Source organism: Sphingomonas sp. SORGH_AS_0438, assembly GCF_031453475.1.
GTDB lineage: Bacteria > Pseudomonadota > Alphaproteobacteria > Sphingomonadales > Sphingomonadaceae > Sphingomonas.
Window position 1 is genome coordinate 665063 of record NZ_JAVIZS010000001.1, and the last position, 17675, is coordinate 682737.

At 67.3% G+C, this 17675-nt stretch carries 13 protein-coding genes and 1 pseudogene; 3 read left to right on the forward strand and 11 right to left on the reverse strand.

What is annotated here, in order from left to right:
- Positions 1-17 precede the first annotated feature (17 nt).
- Complete coding sequence (locus tag QE452_RS03195) at positions 18-2654, forward strand: M10 family metallopeptidase C-terminal domain-containing protein (RefSeq protein WP_309660376.1); 2637 nt, start codon at positions 18-20, stop codon at positions 2652-2654.
- Between the two features lie 556 nt (positions 2655-3210).
- On the opposite strand, the gene QE452_RS03200 is transcribed toward QE452_RS03195, so the two are convergent.
- The 11 genes and pseudogenes from QE452_RS03200 to QE452_RS03250 all read right to left on the reverse strand — a co-directional run.
- Complete coding sequence (locus QE452_RS03200; protein ID WP_309660377.1) at positions 3211-4005, reverse strand: PhnD/SsuA/transferrin family substrate-binding protein; 795 nt, start codon at positions 4003-4005, stop codon at positions 3211-3213.
- Entirely contained in the window at positions 4002-4934 is a 933-nt protein-coding gene (locus QE452_RS03205) for a fatty acid desaturase (protein WP_309660378.1), read from the reverse strand. The genes QE452_RS03200 and QE452_RS03205 overlap by 4 nt, the downstream gene beginning before the upstream one ends.
- 100 nt (positions 4935-5034) lie before the next feature.
- Positions 5035-6276: a cation:dicarboxylate symporter family transporter gene (locus tag QE452_RS03210; protein WP_309660379.1), complete on the reverse strand. Its 1242-nt coding sequence runs from the start codon at positions 6274-6276 to the stop codon at positions 5035-5037.
- Complete coding sequence (locus tag QE452_RS03215) at positions 6273-7313, reverse strand: LLM class flavin-dependent oxidoreductase (RefSeq protein ID WP_309660380.1); 1041 nt, start codon at positions 7311-7313, stop codon at positions 6273-6275. Before QE452_RS03215 ends, QE452_RS03210 begins: the two co-directional genes overlap by 4 nt.
- Positions 7313-8221 (reverse strand): alpha-L-glutamate ligase, encoded by a 909-nt coding sequence (locus tag QE452_RS03220; protein WP_309660381.1) that lies wholly within the window; start codon positions 8219-8221, stop codon positions 7313-7315. The genes QE452_RS03215 and QE452_RS03220 overlap by 1 nt, the downstream gene beginning before the upstream one ends.
- A gap of 83 nt (positions 8222-8304) precedes the next feature.
- Positions 8305-9252 (reverse strand): formylglycine-generating enzyme family protein, encoded by a 948-nt coding sequence (locus tag QE452_RS03225; RefSeq protein WP_309660382.1) that lies wholly within the window; start codon positions 9250-9252, stop codon positions 8305-8307.
- A complete protein-coding gene (locus QE452_RS03230) occupies positions 9249-10910 on the reverse strand; it encodes an arylsulfatase (RefSeq protein WP_405052786.1) in 1662 nt (553 codons plus the stop codon). Before QE452_RS03230 ends, QE452_RS03225 begins: the two co-directional genes overlap by 4 nt.
- Positions 10911-11016: 106 nt before the next feature.
- Entirely contained in the window at positions 11017-11952 is a 936-nt protein-coding gene (locus QE452_RS03235) for a TauD/TfdA family dioxygenase (RefSeq protein WP_309660384.1), read from the reverse strand.
- A gap of 13 nt (positions 11953-11965) precedes the next feature.
- Entirely contained in the window at positions 11966-13369 is a 1404-nt protein-coding gene (locus QE452_RS03240) for an MFS transporter (RefSeq protein ID WP_309660385.1), read from the reverse strand.
- Positions 13370-13380: 11 nt separating this feature from the next.
- Positions 13381-14817 (reverse strand): TonB-dependent receptor, encoded by a 1437-nt coding sequence (locus tag QE452_RS03245; protein ID WP_405052722.1) that lies wholly within the window; start codon positions 14815-14817, stop codon positions 13381-13383.
- Between the two features lie 520 nt (positions 14818-15337).
- Positions 15338-15829: pseudogene (locus QE452_RS03250) on the reverse strand (TonB-dependent receptor plug domain-containing protein); the annotation flags it as partial.
- Positions 15830-16344: 515 nt separating this feature from the next.
- Here QE452_RS03250 and QE452_RS03255 point away from each other — a divergent pair.
- Positions 16345-17277, forward strand: a complete 933-nt coding sequence (locus tag QE452_RS03255) for an alpha/beta hydrolase (RefSeq protein ID WP_309729603.1) — start codon at positions 16345-16347, stop codon at positions 17275-17277.
- A gap of 128 nt (positions 17278-17405) precedes the next feature.
- Positions 17406-17669 carry a hypothetical protein gene (locus QE452_RS03260; protein ID WP_309660388.1) on the forward strand — a complete coding sequence of 88 codons (264 nt, stop codon included), beginning with the start codon at positions 17406-17408 and terminating at the stop codon, positions 17667-17669.
- The last annotated feature ends 6 nt before the right edge of the window (positions 17670-17675 follow it).

The following is a 17675-nucleotide window of genomic DNA, read 5'->3' on the forward strand; positions in this document are numbered from 1 at the left end:
ACCTGCGTCCGATCAAGGTGACGGGGATCTATGCGGTCCGAGGCGCGGGTGGCGATGACGTCATCTATGACAACGACACCGGCCGAACCGTGGAAGGCAATGCAGGCAACGACACGCTATACGGCATGGGCGGAAAAGACGTGCTTCGGGGCGGGACCGGCAACGATCTACTGGATGGCGGAGACGGCGACGACACTTTCGAGGTGGGGAAGTCGGAGGGGATGGACACATTTGTCGGTGGTGCCGGGATCGATCATATCGTGGCGCAAGAGAATAACGTCCAGATCGGTATCGCCGGTATCCAGGGGGTCGAGGAAATCAGCGGCGGTACGTTCACCGGCGTCGGTATCACCGGCGATTCCGGATTGAACATCATCGATCTGACGGGGGTGACCCTGACCAACATCACCGCCATCAGGGGTGGCGATGGCTTCGATGATATCACCGGCACGTCCGGCGTCGACAACATTTATGGCGATGCCGGAAACGATACGATCCGACATACCGGAGGGGATGATAGCTTTGATGGCGGCGCAGGGACCGACACGGCTATATTTTCGGGGTATCGTGACGATTACATTGTCGAGAGCGGAAGCATTCGCAGCAAAATAAACGGAGAAACGGTCAGCTTTACCTCGATCGAACGCCTGAAGTTCGCCGATCAGACCGTCAACCTGGTCGCCTTGTCGAACATCGCGCCTTTCGCCCCGACCGATGGGTCCAGTTCGACCAACACGATCTCCGAAGGGGCCGCCACCGGCAGCCTGGTCGGCGTCACCGCGCGATCGACCGACTCCAACTCCGGTGACAGCGTCATCTATCGGCTGACCGACAATGCGGGCGGGCGTTTCGCGATCAACCAGACGACCGGGGTGGTCTCGGTCGCCAATGGCAGCCTGATCGACTATGAAGCCGCCGCCAGCCATGTCATCCAGGTCCAGGCCTTTGACGGGCTGGATTACAGCGCCACGTCGACGTTCACGATCCAGGTCACCAACGTCGCGCCTACCGCGCCGCGCGACGGGGACGGCAATGCCGCCAACAACATCATCAGCGAGAATGTGGCGGCGGGCACGGCGAACGCCGACTCCTTCGTCGCGGTGTCCGACGACAACTGGACCGCATGGGGACTGGCCGGCAACGATGTCATCACGACGCGGGCCGGTGCGGATATCATCCATGGCGGCCTGGGCAATGATACCATCTCCGCCGGTGCGGGGAATGACCTGATCCTGGTCGGTGCCGGGGAAGGCGGCGATTGGGTGGATGGCGGCGCGGGCAACGACACGCTGGCGGCGACCGCCGACGATGTGGTGATCGGCCTGTCCTACTTCGCCAATGTCGAGACCGTGACGGCCGGGGGCTTCAACGGGGTGACGCTGGCCGGCACCGCCGGTAGCGACAATCTCGATTTCAGTGCGACCACGCTGGTCGGCATAACCGGGCCGATCGATGGTGGCGCGGGCTGGGATACCATCAGGGGAACGGACTCCGGCGATAGGCTGATCGGAAGTACCGGCATCGACTTTCTATATGGCAATGCCGGCGACGACCAGTTCCTGTTCGGGGCGGGACTGACAGCGGCCGATGCGGATTATATCTATGGCGGCGCAGGCTATGACCAGCTCGTGGCCAATGCCGACAATGCCGTCATCGCCGTGCAGTCTTTGAGCGAGATCGAAGCCATTAGCGGCGGCGGTTACGCGAACGTCTCGATCCAGACGGGCAATTTCGGGGTCTATTTCGATTTCACCTCCTATACGCTGACCGGAATCGCGGAGATCAAGGGCGGCATCGGCTCCGACACCATCACCGGGACCACGGGCAATGATGTCATCAACGGTGGCAACGGGGACGATACGCTCAATGGTGGCGCCGGCGACGACATCCTCTTCGGCGGATTTGGCGGCAATAGCGGAAACGATGTCCTGAATGGCGGCGACGGCAACGATATCCTTCTCTTCCAATCCCAGGGCCAGGTCGATCGGATGAATGGCGGTGCCGGCTATGACATCGTCCAAGCGGCGGAAAACAACGCGCGGCTGACCTTGGGCACGGGCAACACGCTGAGCAGCTATCTGGTCGGCATCGAGGAGATCAATGCAGGCGGGTTCACCGGCGTCGTCGTCGAAGCCCAGTCCCAGGCGCTGAGCTATGGCTGGAACAGTCAGACCTTGAACCTGAGCGCCGTGAAGCTTGTCGGCGATATCACGATCCGCGGCTCCTACGGGAGCGACATGATCACCGGCACCACCGGGGACGATCGGATCGACGGCTGGAACGGGAATGACACGATCCGGGGCGGCAGCGGCAAGGATACGCTATGGGGCGCAGCCGGCGCGGACATATTCGATTTCGACCTGCTGACGGACAGCACCGTCACCAACCCGGATCTCATCATGGATTTTGTGTCTGGTACGGACAAGATCGATCTGTCCACGCTTGATGCAAATCTGATTTCATCGGGCGATCAGGCATTCTCGTTTATCGGCAATAAAGACTTCTCCGGCGAGATCGGCCAGTTGCGATATGATTCCACGACAGCGCCGGGGGTTACATCGCTCTATAGCGACGTTGATGGTGATATGATCGCCGATTTCCGGATCGATATTTTCGGAACAATCAACTTGGTGTCGAGTGACCTATTCATGTAATTGATGTGTAATTGTCCGCGCTGGATCGGAATGATTTGCGGAAAGCCTGAAATAGCCGTGCTGGGACAAAGCCAGAAGGCGTTCTCGATCAGGTGGCCGCCGCAGTACCTGTCCTTGTCGTAGCGGACGGTGCGTTTGCGGTTTCGCCGTCCGGGAATGACGGAACTGGCTCCAGTGTCACGGAGCGAACGGCGCAGTCGGTCGGCATCGGAGCCTCTGTCAGCAAGGAGGTGCCGCATGCCGGCCGCCTGTTCGGGCGTCGCGGGCGCTGCCGTCACGTCGCCGACTTGGCGGCCGTCAGCATCAGCGCATGGGGACGGCCGGCGACATCGCTGGGCGCGCGCACTTTGGCCGTCCAGCCACCGCGTGAACGGCCGATCGCTTCGGCTCATGGGGCGATAAGCAGGTGATCGCAGAAACGGCTGCTACGTGGCACCGTCTGTCGGCCTGAGTGGCGGCAATAGGGCTGTGGCTGATTCATCGGCATCGATCGCGGCCATCCGCTGCGCTTCGCCCGGGGTTGTGGCGGGCAGGTGCTCTTCCACCGCGCCCGACCTCAAGCTGACGGTCGTCCCGAGCGCCCGATCCGACGCAGCATATGGTAACGATAGATGGAGGCCGGCACGACGTCGGTCAGGAACAGCGCGGCGCGGGCTGTCGCCAGCTCAGGTGCACGCATGGCGGCGTGCAGCGCATCCCGCAGGGCGGCGACGACCGCGGGCGGTGTCGTGCGGGCGGTGACGAAGGGTAGGTTGGGCGCTTGGGGGGTCGTCGCCAACTCCCGTAAAGCCAGGAGGGCGGTCGGTGCGTCCCGTGCGATCACCGCATGGGTGACGGCATCGATCGCGGCGATGTCCGCGCGGCCGCTGGCGACCGCATCGATGCTCGCGCGGTGCGACCCGGTGGTGATCGTCGTGCCGAAGAAGCCGTCGGGCGACGCTACCTGCGCCACCGCGGCCCGTAACAGGTTCGCGCCGGTGTTGGACAGCGGCGCATTGATCGCCACCCTGCGCCCCGTGAAATCGGCGAGCGTCTTCGCCGGATCATCGGCACGGACGAGGATGCGGCTGTAATGGCGCCCCGGTGGGCAGTCGGGCAGCGTATAATGCGGCATCGCGATCACGCGCAGCGCGAGGTCGGGATCGGCGACCAGCGGATAGCCGCAGCATTGCGCAAGCAACAGGTCGGGATCGCGCCAGATCGCCTCGACCGGCCGGTCGCGGTCGAGGGCGTCCGGCGCGGCGATGCCATGCCCGCGCAGATGCCGGGCGACTTCGGCCCAAAGCGCGTCGTTGGCGGCGCGCTGGCCGGGATGGTCGTACATGCCGAGCGATGCGACGGGCCCGCTCACCGTCGCGTCTGCCGGTCGGGGTGGACCAGTACGTCGTGCGGCGTCAGCGCGAAGCGGCTGACGATCTCGCCGTAGCTGCGATAGACGCGTCCCGCCTGGGCGGAGAGGCGCGCATGGTGACGCCGCTGATGCGCCGGCAGGCGATACCAGGCGAGGTCCGGGCGATCGTGATGCGCAGCATGCAGATGGTTGTTGAGATACAGCAGGCCGAGCGGCCCGGCATGTTCGACCGTCGCGGCCCGGCTCGGACCCGGCAGATCGGCGCGATGTTCGGCGAAGGAGCGCAGCAGCGTCAGCGACAGTCCCGGATACACCACCAGCAGTATATAGCGCAGCAGGCCGAACCCCGTCCATTCGAGCCACACGACGATCGGCACGACGAGCGCGAGATGGGGCAGCCAGTCGCGGGCGACCCGGGCCGGCCGGTGCCGCAACCGTCGCCCTTCGTCGGCGGCCAGTGCCAGGACGGCGATGACCGGCCCGATCAGCAATCGCCCGAGCAGCGTCGCCTGGACCCGCGCCACGGCATGGCGCAGGCCGCGTCCGGTCGCGACATAGCGCGACTCCGGATCGTCGAGCGGGTCGGTGATGTGCGGGCTGCGATGATGCGCGACATGGCTGTCGCGATACAGGCCATAGGGCAGCCAGAGCGACAGCGGGACCGCGCCGATCGCCTCGTTCACGGCACGCCAGCGCGTGGGGTGCCCGTGGATCGTCTCATGCTGGAGCGAGCCGTGCCAGGCGATAAGCCAACCGCCCGCGACGACGATCGCCGCTGTCGGCAGCGCCGCATGCCACCAGGTGAGCGCCAGCCAGCCGCCATAGATCAGCGCGGCGATCGCCAATGTCGGCCAATCGGTCGCTCCCGTGTCGCCCGGCGTCCCTTTACGGGACGGCCGCGGCACCGTGTCGCCGAGTGTGCATGTCATGGCGGACCTCCTCCGATGAAGATCATCCACCAATATAGTAGGAATTAAACGCTAGCAAACATCGTCGGCGGCATAGCTGGCCTTTCGGCCGCCCGCGCGGTCATGGAGACGATCGGTTCGCCACCAATGCCTCGCCCGCCTCCTCCGTCGCGCCTTCGGTCAGGATCAGGGTGACGGCGACGTCGGCGGTGACGTTGGCCGCCGTGGCGAACATGTCGGGGATGGTGTCGACGGCGAGGAACAGCGGCAGCAGTTCGATGGGCACGCCGACGGCGAGCGCGACGGGGGCATAGGCGGCGAAGAAGCTGATCTGGTTCGGCAGTCCCGCGATCACGAGATTGTTGAGCACCGCGAGCAGCGCCACCAGGCCGAGCTGGCCCAAGCCGAGCTCGATGCCGTTGAGCCGCGCCAGCGCGAGCGTCGCGAGGCCGATGGCAGTAGGGGCGCTGATCCGGAACAGCGCCACGGCGAGCGGCAGCACCGTCCCCACCGGCCGCGCGGGCAGGCCAAGCGTGCGCGTCGCCTCAAGCATGGCCGGCAGCGATGCGAGCGAGGATTGCGTGCTGAAGGCGACCGATTGCGCGGGCAGCACCGCGCGCAGGAAGGTCGGCAGCCGCGTGCGCGCGACGACCGCGACGAGCAGGACGAACCCCGCCAGGAGGACGATACCCCCGACGATGCGGGCGACGACGTACCAGAGGAGGAGGGCACCCACCGCGAAGCCACTCCGCGCCGCGACGTCGAAGGCGAGCGCGAAGACTCCGAGGGGCGCGACGAGCAGCACCCAGCCGATGATGACGAGCAAGGCATCGGCGATGCCCTGACAGCCATTGGCGATCGCGGCGGCGCGCGACCGGTCGATATGGCGGAGCGCGATGGCGAAGAGCAGGGCGAACAGCACGACGGGCACGATCGCGCCTTGCGCCGCCGACGCGATCGGGTTCACCGGCACCAAGGCGCGCAGCGTCTCGCCGAGCGGCGGCAGGTCGGGCAGCGTGCCGCCCGTCCCCCGTACGGCGTCCAGGCCCGTCACCTGCCATCCGCTGAACATCGCCGAACCCAGCGCGACGCCGAATATGGCGGAGGCGGAGAGGAAGAGGACGAACGCACCGATCGCGCGGCGCGCGACCCGGCTCGATCCCCCCGCACCCGATCCGCTGCCGAGGCCGGTCACCACCAGCGCGAACACCAGGGGGATGATCGGCATGCGCAGCGCGTCGAGCCAGACCCCGCCGATCGTCTGCAAGGCGGGCAGCGCGACGCTGTCCGGTCCCGCCAGATAACCCAGGCCCAAGCCGGCGATCAGGCCCGCCAATATCCGGCCGACGGCAGGGACCCTCATGCCGCGGCGGTGGCCCGCAGGGCGGTCGTACCCATCACCTGCGCGGCGAAACGCTCCATTTCCTCCGCCTGCGGGCTCATCTGCAACAGCAGCAGGTCGAGGCCCGCCGCCTCATATTCGGCGATCCGTTCCTTCAACTGCTCGGGCGTGCCGACCAGATTGGGGCGCAGGCCCCGGTTGGACACGGAATATTCCTGGAGCTTCAGTTCGCGCTCCAGCTGCGTGCCCGACAGCCACTGGTCGAAATTGGCATAGCCCGCGGGCAGGTCGGTGACGGTGGTGATCCGCTCCAGCTCGCGCCTCGCCTCCGCTTCGCTGTCGCGCACGATCGCATAGGCGGCCATGCCATATTGCATCGGCGGACCGCCGGCGGCGCGACGACGGCCGGCCATGTCCGCGATCTTCGGCGCGATCGCGGAGACGGGATCGCCATGCATGACATAGGCGTCGCATCGCGCCGCGATCATCGTCTTGGCGGCCTCGCTTTCGCCACCGGCATAGACAATCGGCCGCTTGACGGGCTTGGGCGCGCAGATCGCCGCGTCGGTCGTGTAGAACTGGCCCGCGAAGCTGAACCGCTCCTGCGTCCACAGGCCGTCGACGACGCTCAGCCATTCCGCGGTGCGCGCATAGCGATCGTCATGCTGGTCGAATTGCAGCCCATATTGGCGCGCCTCGTCGGCCCACCAGCTCGACACGACGTTGAGGGACAGGCGGCCCCCGGCGATCCGGTCGATATTGGCCGCCGCCTTGGCGAACAGCGCGGGATGGTGGAAATTCGGACGTACCGCGACCATCAGCTCCAGCCGCTCGGTCACCGCGGCGAGCGCGGCGGCGGTCGACCAGGCGTCGAGCGCGGGCTGCTCGATCCCCTTGATGTCGTTGAGGTTGAGTTCCGCGATCAGCGTCAGGTCATATCCCCAGCGCTCGGCATTCTGCGTGAGTGCCTTGGCATAGGCCCAGCTCGCGTCCATGCCCTCGTCGGGAATGTTGCGCAGCCAGCCGCCGAACACCGGCATCCAGAATCCGTAGCGCATCAGCGTGCCTCCTCGATCCAGCCGACGATCCGGTCGACCAGCCGATCGTGCGGGTCCCAGCCCAGCACGTCGAGGGGCCTGGCGACGAAGTTCGACAGCGCGTTGACGTCGTAGAAGCGGGGCGTGCCGTCGCGATCGTCGATCATCACCTCGACCCCGCCCAGGTCGAGCGAGGCGGCGCGGGCGATCCGCTCCGCCGCATCGCGCAAGGGCGCGGCCGGCTCGGTCGCGGTCATGGTGATCGCGCTGCCGGGGACCTGGCAGGCATCGGCCGGGCACAGGTCGAACGCGCCACCCCCGGCGACGTCGATGGCGTAGAGATAGGCGCGGTCGAGCGTCTCGATCCGCGTGATCGTGCCGTCACGGGCGGGCACATAGTCCTGGACCAGCAGGACGCCGTCGATGCTGGTCGGCAGCGTGCCGTCGGCGACGGCGGCCCGCAGCGCGTCCATGTCGTCGAAGCGGGTGATGCCCGCACCCGCGCCGCCGATATTGGCCTTCACCACCAGCGGGAAGCCGATCATGGCCGCCGCCGCGGGGACGTCGGCGGCGCGGTGGACGACGCGGGTCGCGGGGATGGCGAGCCCCAGCGAGGCGATCAGCGCGAGTTGCCGCGCCTTGGACGTGTCGATCGCGAGCGCCGGGGTGCCGTTGAGCACGCGCGCGCCGGACAATTCCCAGCGTGCGAGCAGCGCCTGGGCCCAGAAGATCGGATGCTCCGCCTCGCGCAGGAACGCCGACATCGCTAGCCTGCTGAGGATGACGGGGGCGGGCGGGGCGGGATCGGCGGGGTCGAAGGCGGTACGCGGGGTCCGCGCCTCATAGCCGACGCCGCGCCGGTCGAGCGCGGCGAACAGCGGCGTAAACCATTGCGGATGTTCGTAGAGAATGGCGAGATCGATGGTCATGGCGACATGCCATGCCGGACCATGGGAGCAATGCAAAACGCTGTGGCCTTGGTCGGCCCCAAGAAGGGCTTTGCGCCAATGCCTTATCGGGGGGCTGCCAGGCTGACGGTGCGGAAGCCCAGATGCGAGGCGGCGAGCGTCTCGTCCTGCGCGTGGCGGGCGGCGGGGCGATAGCGGGCGCAGTAGTTGGCGGCGCACAGGAACGAGCCGCCCTTGATGACGCGGGCACGGGCTTGCGGCTGGTGGGGGTCGAAGCTGGGATTGCCCGGCGTCCCGTCGCCGGTGACGAAGGCGCCGTGCCCGGGCAGATACCAGCTGCGCGTCCATTCCCAGACGTTGCCGATCAGGTCGTAGGTCCCGATCGGACTGCGCGTGAAGCAGCCCGCCGGGGCGGGGCCGATCCATCCGTCGGCACCGGTGTCGTGCAGGGGAAAATGCCCCTGCCAGTAATTGGCGGCGTGGCGTTCGGGCGCGGCGTCGGGATCGCGGACGCCGATCCGGGCGGCGGCTTCGGACTGTTCCTCGGTCGGCAGCGCGCGGCTGGCCCAGCGCGCATAGGCGCTGGCATCGGCGAAGGTCACGTTGACCACGGGATCGTTGGCATGACCGGCGATGTCGCTGCCCGGTCCATGCGGATGGCGCCAGTCCGCCCCGCGCACGAAACGCCACCAGGTTGCCGGATCGGGTGCGAGAAACGGCCGATCGGCCGGCGGCGGCGAGAAGACGAACGCGCCCCCGCCGGGCCGTTCGGCATCCGTCCGATAGCCGGTGGCGGCGACGAAGGCGGCGAACTGGCGATTGGTCACCTCATGCGCGTCGATGCCGAAGGCGGGGACGGTGACGGCGACGCGCGGCCGTTCCTCCGGATAGAAGGCGTCGCTGCCCATCAGGAAGCGCGTGGCGGGCACAGGGACGCTGCCATCCGCGAAGCTGCCGGCGCAGGACGGCGAGGTCCTGGTGGCGGCGACGGGCGCGGCATCGGCGTGCAGGCCGCTTGCGACCAGCACGGCGATCAAGGCCACCCGGATCATGGATAGCGGCTCGGGACGGAGGGCATGATGACGCCGGTTTCCTGGCCATAGGCCTCCCAGGCGGCGATCAGCGTCCTGAGCCGCGCCGGCTCTTGCGTGGCGAGGTCGTTCGTTTCGCCCGGGTCGTCGGCGATGTTGAACAGTCGCCACGCATCGCCGAGGTTCACCGCCTTCCAGTCCCCCTGGCGCACCGCCCGCCGCCCGAACAATTCGCTGCCGATCGCCTCGCCGGGCGCGTGTACCCGGTCGGTCGCACCGGTCAGATAGGGGCGCCAGCTTCGCCCGCGCACCGGCTGGACCGGGCGTCCGGCATAGTGCGCGCCCTGCCACGTCCCACCCGCCGCCTCGACCAGCGTCGGCACCACGTCCATCACCGTGCCAAAGGTCGTGCTGACGCCGGTCCGCCGCGCGCCCGGCCAGTCGATAAAGGCGGCGACGCGGGTGCCGCCCTCTGTGGTATAGCCCTTGTACAGCCATGACGGCGCCGTCGCCGCCTGTGCCCAGCCGGGGCCGTAGCCGGCATAGGAGGTCGGCTTGCCGAGATTGTCGAAGCGATTGTCCGCCTTGGCCACGCGGGCGCGGAATTCCGGGAGTTCGGAGCGCGCGATGTCGATCCCCTCCGCGCCATTGTCGGCGGTGAACAGGATGATCGTATTGTCGTACCGGCCCGTCGCCTTGAGGTGCGCGATGACCCGGCCGACATTCTGGTCCATCCGGTCGACCATGGCGGCGTAGATCTCCATCAGTCGCGCCTGTTCCCGGCGTTCGGCCGGCGACAGGTCGGCCCAGCGGCGGCCGGGCGGCAGGACGAGATCGTGCGGGGTGACATTGGCACCGACCAGGCCAAGCGCCTTCAGCCTGGCGAGGCGGCGGGCGCGCAGCACTTCGAACCCCGCATCGTAGCGGCCATGGTAGCGCGCCACGTCTTCGTCGGGCGCCTGGAGCGGCCAATGGGGCGCGGTGAAGGTCAGATAGGCGAAGAAGGGCTTGGCCGGGTCGGTGCGACGAAGCTGCTCGATCAGCTTCGTCGCATAGGTGTCGGAGGAGTAGAAACCCGGCGGCAGGCTGGTGAGCCGGCGCCCGTTTTCCCAATAGGTGGTGCCCGGCTTGCCGTCTTTGGCCAGGTCGAGCCCATAATGATTGCCGCCGCCCTGCGCGAGGTCGAAGCTCTGGTCGAAGCCGTGGCGGGCGGGGCTGTCTTCCGCGCGGGTGCCGAGATGCCATTTGCCCGCCATCAGCGTCGCATAGCCAAGGTCGTGCAGCCGGTCGGCCAGGGTGACGACATCGTCGGGCAGATGGCCTTCATAGCCGGGCCGGCCGACCTGGTTGGGCGTCAGCATCTCCCCCATGTTGCCCAGCCCGGCGAGATGGTTGTCGGTGCCCGACAGCAGCATCGACCGTGTCGGTGAGCAGGTCGGCGCGGAATGGAAGCCGGTCAGCTTCAGTCCGCGTGCCGCCAGCGCATCCAGATTGGGCGTCCGGATCTCGCCACCGAATGCGCCGAGGTCGGAATAGCCGAGATCGTCGGCGACGATGATGAGGATGTTCGGTTTCGCAAAGGCAGGGGCAGGGGCAGGGGCAGGGGCAGGGGCGGCCGCGACCGGCGTGTCCGGCGTCTGGATACGGGGCGCGGCGGTGATCGTGGCCGCGCCGGTCATGGTGGTGGCGAGCAGGGCGATGGTCAGCGCGGTCATTCGCACGAGGCGGGTCTCCGGGATCGAGAGAGCGCCGGCATTCCGTCAGGTAGAACGCCGGCGCGATACATCACTCTGCGGCTTCGAGCAGCGGTTCGGGCTTCAGCGCGCGGCTCGATCCGCCGCCAAGCGCCACCGGCACCGATCCCGCGATCGTCGCGCGGCGCAAATGGCGCTTCTGCCTGCCGAAGTCCGCGATCGCGCGGTGCTGAGTCACGCGATTGTCCCAGATCGCCACGTCGCCGACTTGCCAGCGCCACCGCACCGTATTTTCGGGCTTGGTGATCTGGTCCTGCAGGATCTGGAAGACGCGGTTGGAATCGTCGCGATTGAGGCCGACGAAGCTCTTGACGAAATTGCCGAGCAGCAACGCCTTCTCGCCCGTCACCGGGTGGACATGCACCACCGGATGCTCGGTCTCGTAGACGGTCGAGGCGAATATCTCGCGATGACGGCGGATCGCGTCCTCCGAGGCTTCGGGGCGCGCGGTGGCATAGTCATAGGCGTTGGTGTGGACCGCGCGTAGGTCGCCGACCAGCGCCTTCAACGCCGCGGGCAGCCCTTCATAGGCGGTGACGGCATTGGCCCAGAGCGTGTCGCCGCCCGCCGGGGGGATCACCAGCGCGCGCAGGATCGATGCGGCGGGGAAGGCGGGCAGGAAGGTGATGTCGGTATGCCATTGCGACGCCGCTTCGCCCTCGCGCGAGTTGAGTTCGAGCAGGAAGCGCGATCCCTCCGCCACCGGCACGGTGGGGTGCGCGAGCGGCTCGCCCAGTCGCGCGGCAAAGGCCTCGTGCGTCGCGTCGTCGAGATGCGTCTGGCCGCGAAAGAAGATCACCTTGTGGCGGCCCAGTGCCCGCTTGATCGCGGCGATGGTCAGGTCGTCGAGGTCACCCGACAGGGCGACGCCCCTGATCTCCGCGCCGATCCGCCCGGCGACGGGGACGATGTCGAGCGGGCTGTCGCCATCGGCGGCATTGTCGAACTGGTGTTGGATCACGGTCATGTCACATTCTCCTTCAGGCTTCGACGGGAATTGCGGCCGCGCGCGCATCGAGCGCGCGGCGGATCGCGGCGTGGCGGGTCTGGTCGAGCGGGAAGTGCCAGATCAGCGCAGCCGAGATGATGTGCGCGGCGGCGGGGCCGAGCGCGAAGACGTATTTGAGCGCCTCGATCGCGCCGGGCTCGCTCTGCCCCTTGGGCTGGAAACCCAGCCAGGCGAGCAGCGGGAGCGCCAGGCCGATGCCGATCGCCGGGCCGGCCTTGCTCGCGAGGCTGAAGACCGAGAAGAACAGGCCGGTTCGGTTGTGCCCGGTCGCCAGTTCGTGCGCGTCGGCGACATCGCCCACCATCGCGCGGAGCATCAGATTGCCGGAGCCTTGCGTCAGCCCCTGCGCCACCGCCAGCGCGATCAGCAGCCACAGCGTGTCGGGGAAGACCGCCAGCAGACCGATGTTGATCGCCGCCTGCACCAGTTCGCAGGCGATCCCGGTCTGCCGCTTGCCCAGCCGCCGTCCGATCGCGAGCCATAGCGGCCCGGCGGCGACGCCGAACACGAATTGCAGCAGGTACAGGCCGCTCGCCCATTGCGGCAGGCCCATGTAGCTGACGCAGAAGAAGGCGAGCAGTCCGGCGCGGATCGACTGGCCGGCCGTCACCGCCACGTCGGACGCGAGGATGCGCAGCAGCAGGCGATCGCCGAACACCAAAGCGGCGCTGCGCCAGAAGCCGACACGGCGCGCCTGCCGGGCCGGAACGGGCGGCTCGGCAATGGCGGTCAGGCTCAGGACCAGCGTGATCGCCAGCGCGATCAGGATGAACAGGCCGGTGACGTGCAGCTTCAGCACGCCATCGGTGGGCCGCCATTGTTCGATCAGCGTCGGCAGGATCAGCACCAGCAACAGGCCGAGGGCGCGCATCGTATGCTGGTAGGTCGCGATGCGCGTGCGCTCGTGATACCGGCCCGACAATTCCCCCGCCCAGGCGGAGAAGGGGATCTCGATCATCGTCCAGCCGGTGTAGAAGACGAACAGCGCGATCCCGAGATAGAGCGGCGCGATGACCATGGGCGGAAAGAACAGCAGTGCCGATCCGACGCCGAACAACAGGCCTCCCGCGGCGATCCATGGCCGCCGACGCCCGAAGCGCGTGCGGGTCCGATCGGACAGCGTGCCGACGATCGGGTCCGATGCCACGTCCCAGAACCGCCCCAGGAAAAAGATGAACCCGATCGTCGCCAGCGACAGGCCGAAATGGCTGGCATAAAGTTGCGGTATGAACAGGACCAGCGGCAGTCCCGCCCCGGCCAGCGGGATCGCGAGCGAGCCGAAGCCGAGCAGCCTGCCCGCCGCGATCCCGTTGCCACGCTCGGCCGGGGCGTCGTCGCGCGAGGACTGTGCGCCGTCGAAGGGAATGCTGGCCATCGCCGTCTCCGTCAGAAACGGACCTTGAGCGTCGCGCCATACGTGCCGGGATCACCGAGGATGGCGGTGACGAGGCCGTAATTCTGGACGTTCAGGGTCTGAAAATAGTCCTTGTCGAACAGGTTGCGCGCCCAGATCGACAGATCGTAGCGGCCGCCATCGCCCAGTCGGATGCCGGCGCGCGCATTGACCAGGCCATAGCCTGGCACCAGCCCGTAGCGGCTGTTGCTGGCGACCGTGTAATAGGATGAGCGGTACGACCAGTCGCCGTGCAGATACGCCTCGGCCCCGCCACCAACCGCATGGGTCACGTCGCCGCCCACGGACGCCGCCCATTTGGGCACGCCCGCCAGCCGCTGGCCCGTGAAGTTGCGCACCGGCGATCCGCCCGGATTGGCGGCCGTGGGATTGAGCGCCTCCACCGGTGTCGGTCCGTTGGGATAGTCGCGATAGGTCGCATCGGTATAGGCGATCGAGCCGGTCAGGCTCAGCCAGTCGGCAGGGCGGACCGCCAGATCGCCCTCGAACCCGCGCGAGCGGACCTGGGGGATGTTGGCGATATAGTTGAGGTACCTGTTGGTGCCGACCACCTGCTGGACGATCGTCGTCTGATAATCATGCACGTCGGTCTGATAGGCGGCCAGGTTCAGCGTCACGCGCCGGTCCAGCAACTGCGACTTGAGGCCGATCTCGTAGCTATCGACGGTTTCCGGACGGACGACCGGGTCGACATCGGCGGGCAGGGCGGTCAGGTTCAATCCCGGCGACTTGGCCCCGCGCGAATAGGTCGCATAGACCAGGGTGTCGTCGCTCGGCTTCCAACCCAGCGTCACCAGCCCGGAGACATTGTCGTCCTTCGTGTCCACCGAGAAGGACTGGATCGGTGCCAGTGCGTTGCGGATCGCGGTGACGCGCGCGACCTGCGCGGCCGTCAGCCCGGTGGTGGGCTGCGCGAAGAGCCGCTCACTGGCATAGCCGCCCCATTTGTCTTCATGCGTATAGCGCAGCCCGGCGGTCAGGTTGAGCGCGGGGGTGAGGTGCCACGTCCCCTGGCCGAAGATCGCGGCGCTCCGGGTATGCGGGTCCGACCGCCCGGCCGACAGCAGGTCGTCGGTGGCGATGCCGGCGACCCTCGGGTCGTCCGACGGATAGAGCGCGAGCGCGGCGTCCGGCCCGAATTCCGCGCGGCTATATCCGCGTACCACCTGCCGGAAATAATAGGCGCCGATCAGCCAGTCGATCGTCCGCGTGCCGGTGGAGGCGAGCCGCACCTCCTGGCTGACCTGGCGCTGGAAGTTGAGGATGTGGTTCTGCGTGTTGATCGACAGGGCGGTCATGTCGCTGTCGTTGCGCGGGAACCAATTCCACTGGCGCACCGCGGTGATCGACGTCAGCGCCGCGCCGCCCAGATCGTAATCGACCTGGCCCGAGACGCCCCAATTGTCCATGTTCGCCTGGAACGGCGAGTTGGCGTCGGTGGTCCTTGCGAAGGGATCGATCGGCAGCGGCGTGTAGTTCGGGAAGCGCGCGAGGCGCTGGACGAAGCTGTTCGCGATGGCCGCCGCCATTGTCGTAGGTCGCGAATGTCCGGACCGGCAGGTTGATGCAGCAGGCCTGGTCCTGCTGCCCCCAGTCGCCGATGAGGCGGATCGTCAGCGCGGGCGCAGGCGTCAGCAGCAACTGGCCGCGCACCGTCGCATTCTCATAGTTATGGACGCGGCGGCGCGTCGTCGTATCGTAGAGGAAGCCGTCGCGCTTGGTATAGGCGGCACTGAGGCGGAAGGCGGCGAGGCCGTCGATCAGCGGGCCGGTGAGCGATCCGCGCCCCTGCCGGTACTCGTAGTTGCCGATATCGACCTGCCCGTCGGCGTGCCACTCGAACTGCGGCAGGCGGCTGGTGATGTTGATCGCGCCGGCGGTGGTGTTCTTGCCGAACAGCGTGCCCTGCGGTCCTCGCAGCACCTCGACGCGGTCGAGATCGACCAGGTCGAACTGGCTCTGTCCGACCCGACCATAATAGACATTATCGATATAGACGCCGACGCCATTCTCCAGCCCGTCATTGGTCAGCGCGACGTTGGAGCCGAGCCCGCGGATGTTGATGTTGGTGTTGCGCGGGTTGAAGCTGAACACCTGGAGCGAGGGCACCAGTTGTTGCACCTGATCGAGGCGATAGTCGCCGCGCATCCCCAATTGCTCCGCGCCGACGACACTCAATGCGATCGGCACGTCCTGCGCGCGCTCCGTGCGTCGGCGGGCGGTGACGACGATGTCGCCGGCGGGTTCGGCGACAGGCACTGCCGCCGATGTCGGATCGGGGACGGCGGCGATCCGCGCGGCACCGTCGCTGTCGATGGGAATGATCTGTGCGGCGGCGCCGGACGGCGCCAGGGCCGTGGCGGCAAGCCACAGTCGGCGGCGGCGGACACAGGCCGTCCTCGCCGGAAATCCCCTTTTCATGGATTGGCTCTCTTATCGTCTTGATATGCGTACAGGCGCGAACGGTCGTCGGCCGCGATACCGGAGGCGTCGACCGCGTAGACAGCTACCGCGCGAACTCGGCCACTCGGCCTCGTTCGCTTTGCGTGTCAGGCAAGGATGTCGGTCACCGCGAGGGCGGGTGGATCGTGAAAGCGGATCGAGATCATGCAGGTCTCCACGCTGAATGCCCTGGCCGGGCTCGAGTCAAAGCCTATCAACTTGGTATGGATTAGGGGAGAAGCATATGTTGCTCCGCGATTAGCCGAGCTTTGGCCATCGGGGGTGCCTGACATGGGTTCGCCGTGGTGAACGGGCGTCGCAAACGAAGCCCTTCGCTATCGGGTGGGGCCCCGGCGTCGATCTTCCGCCGCGACAGGCAGGAGCGCTTGCAGGGATATCGGCATCGCGACCGGTGTTACCCTTTGATGCTTCGTCCCTTTCTCGCTGCCGCCGCCGGTTCGGTCCTGCTTTCAACCACTGCGGCTGCGCAAACCGTGCCGCTCGGTGCCGATCTGGAGCGGTTCGACTATCCTGCCCCCGTGCACTGGTTCGAGGCAACGTCACAGGGCCATCCGGTTCGCATGGCCTTTCTCGACTGGCCGGCGACCGCCACGCCCAACGGCAAAACGGTCGTCCTGCTCCACGGCAAGAATTTCTGCGCCGCGACCTGGGGCGACACCGCGCGCGGGCTAGCGGCTGCGGGCTACCGCGTCATCGCGCCGGACCAGATCGGCTTCTGCAAATCGTCGAAGCCGAGCGGCTATCAGTACAGCTTCCACACCATGGCCGCGCTGACCGCGACACTGCTCGACCGGGCCGGAGCTGGCAAGGTCGTGCTGGTCGGCCATTCGACCGGCGGCATTCTCGCCACGCGCTTCGCGCTTCTCTATCCCGAACGGGTCGCGAAGCTGGTGCTGGCCAATCCGCTCGGCCTCAACGACACGCTGAGTGAGGGCGTGCCCTATGCCGATCTCGGCAAGCTGCGCGCCGACGAGGCGAAGACGGACGCGGCGTCGATCAAGGCCTATCAGCTTCGCAACTATTATCATGGGGTTTGGCGGTCGGATTACGATCGCTGGGTCGCCATGCTGGCCGGGCAATATGCCAGCCCCGACGGCGACACGGTGCGCGACGCGCAGGCTCGTCTGTCCGATATGATCCAGACTCAGCCGGTCGCCGCCGAATTGTCGCGCCTGGCAGTTCCGACCACGCTCATCATCGGCCAGCGCGACCTGACGGCCTTTCGCGCCACCAGCGCCTCAGAGGATCAGCGCGCCCGCGTCCGCACCGTGCCGCAGGCCGCCGAGGACGCGGTGAAGCGCATCCCCGGCGCCCGCCTTATCCGCCTGGACGGTCTCGGCCATTCGCCGCAGGTCGAAGCGCCCGCCGAGTTCTTGCAATCGCTTCGCTCTGCGATGACGCCGTAACCCGCGGTGGACGACGCTATGCCGCCGCTATGCACTTCTCCGGAATCGATCTCGAAACGCTATGCCGAGGTCCGTACCTCGGCGGGGCGGGCGCAGGACGCTCGATCATAGAAGGTTTCGAAGGCGATATGTCGTCTGAACCCGAGTGCCAGCCCGATCCATGCGGCACCGTCATCTACGTAGGTCAGGACAAGGCCGGCCACTGGCTCGTGCAGGATAGCGGCCGGAAAATGGAAGGTCGCTTCGTGTCGCGCAGCGCCGCGTTGCGCTTCGCCGAGGCGGAGCGCCAGATCTACCATGCCAGCCTGGAGATGTGCGTGACGCCGCTGGTGCCGCTTATCCCCTTCGGCCCCGTCAGTGCCGCCGACCATGCGCTCCCCCGCGCCGCCTGAGGATTT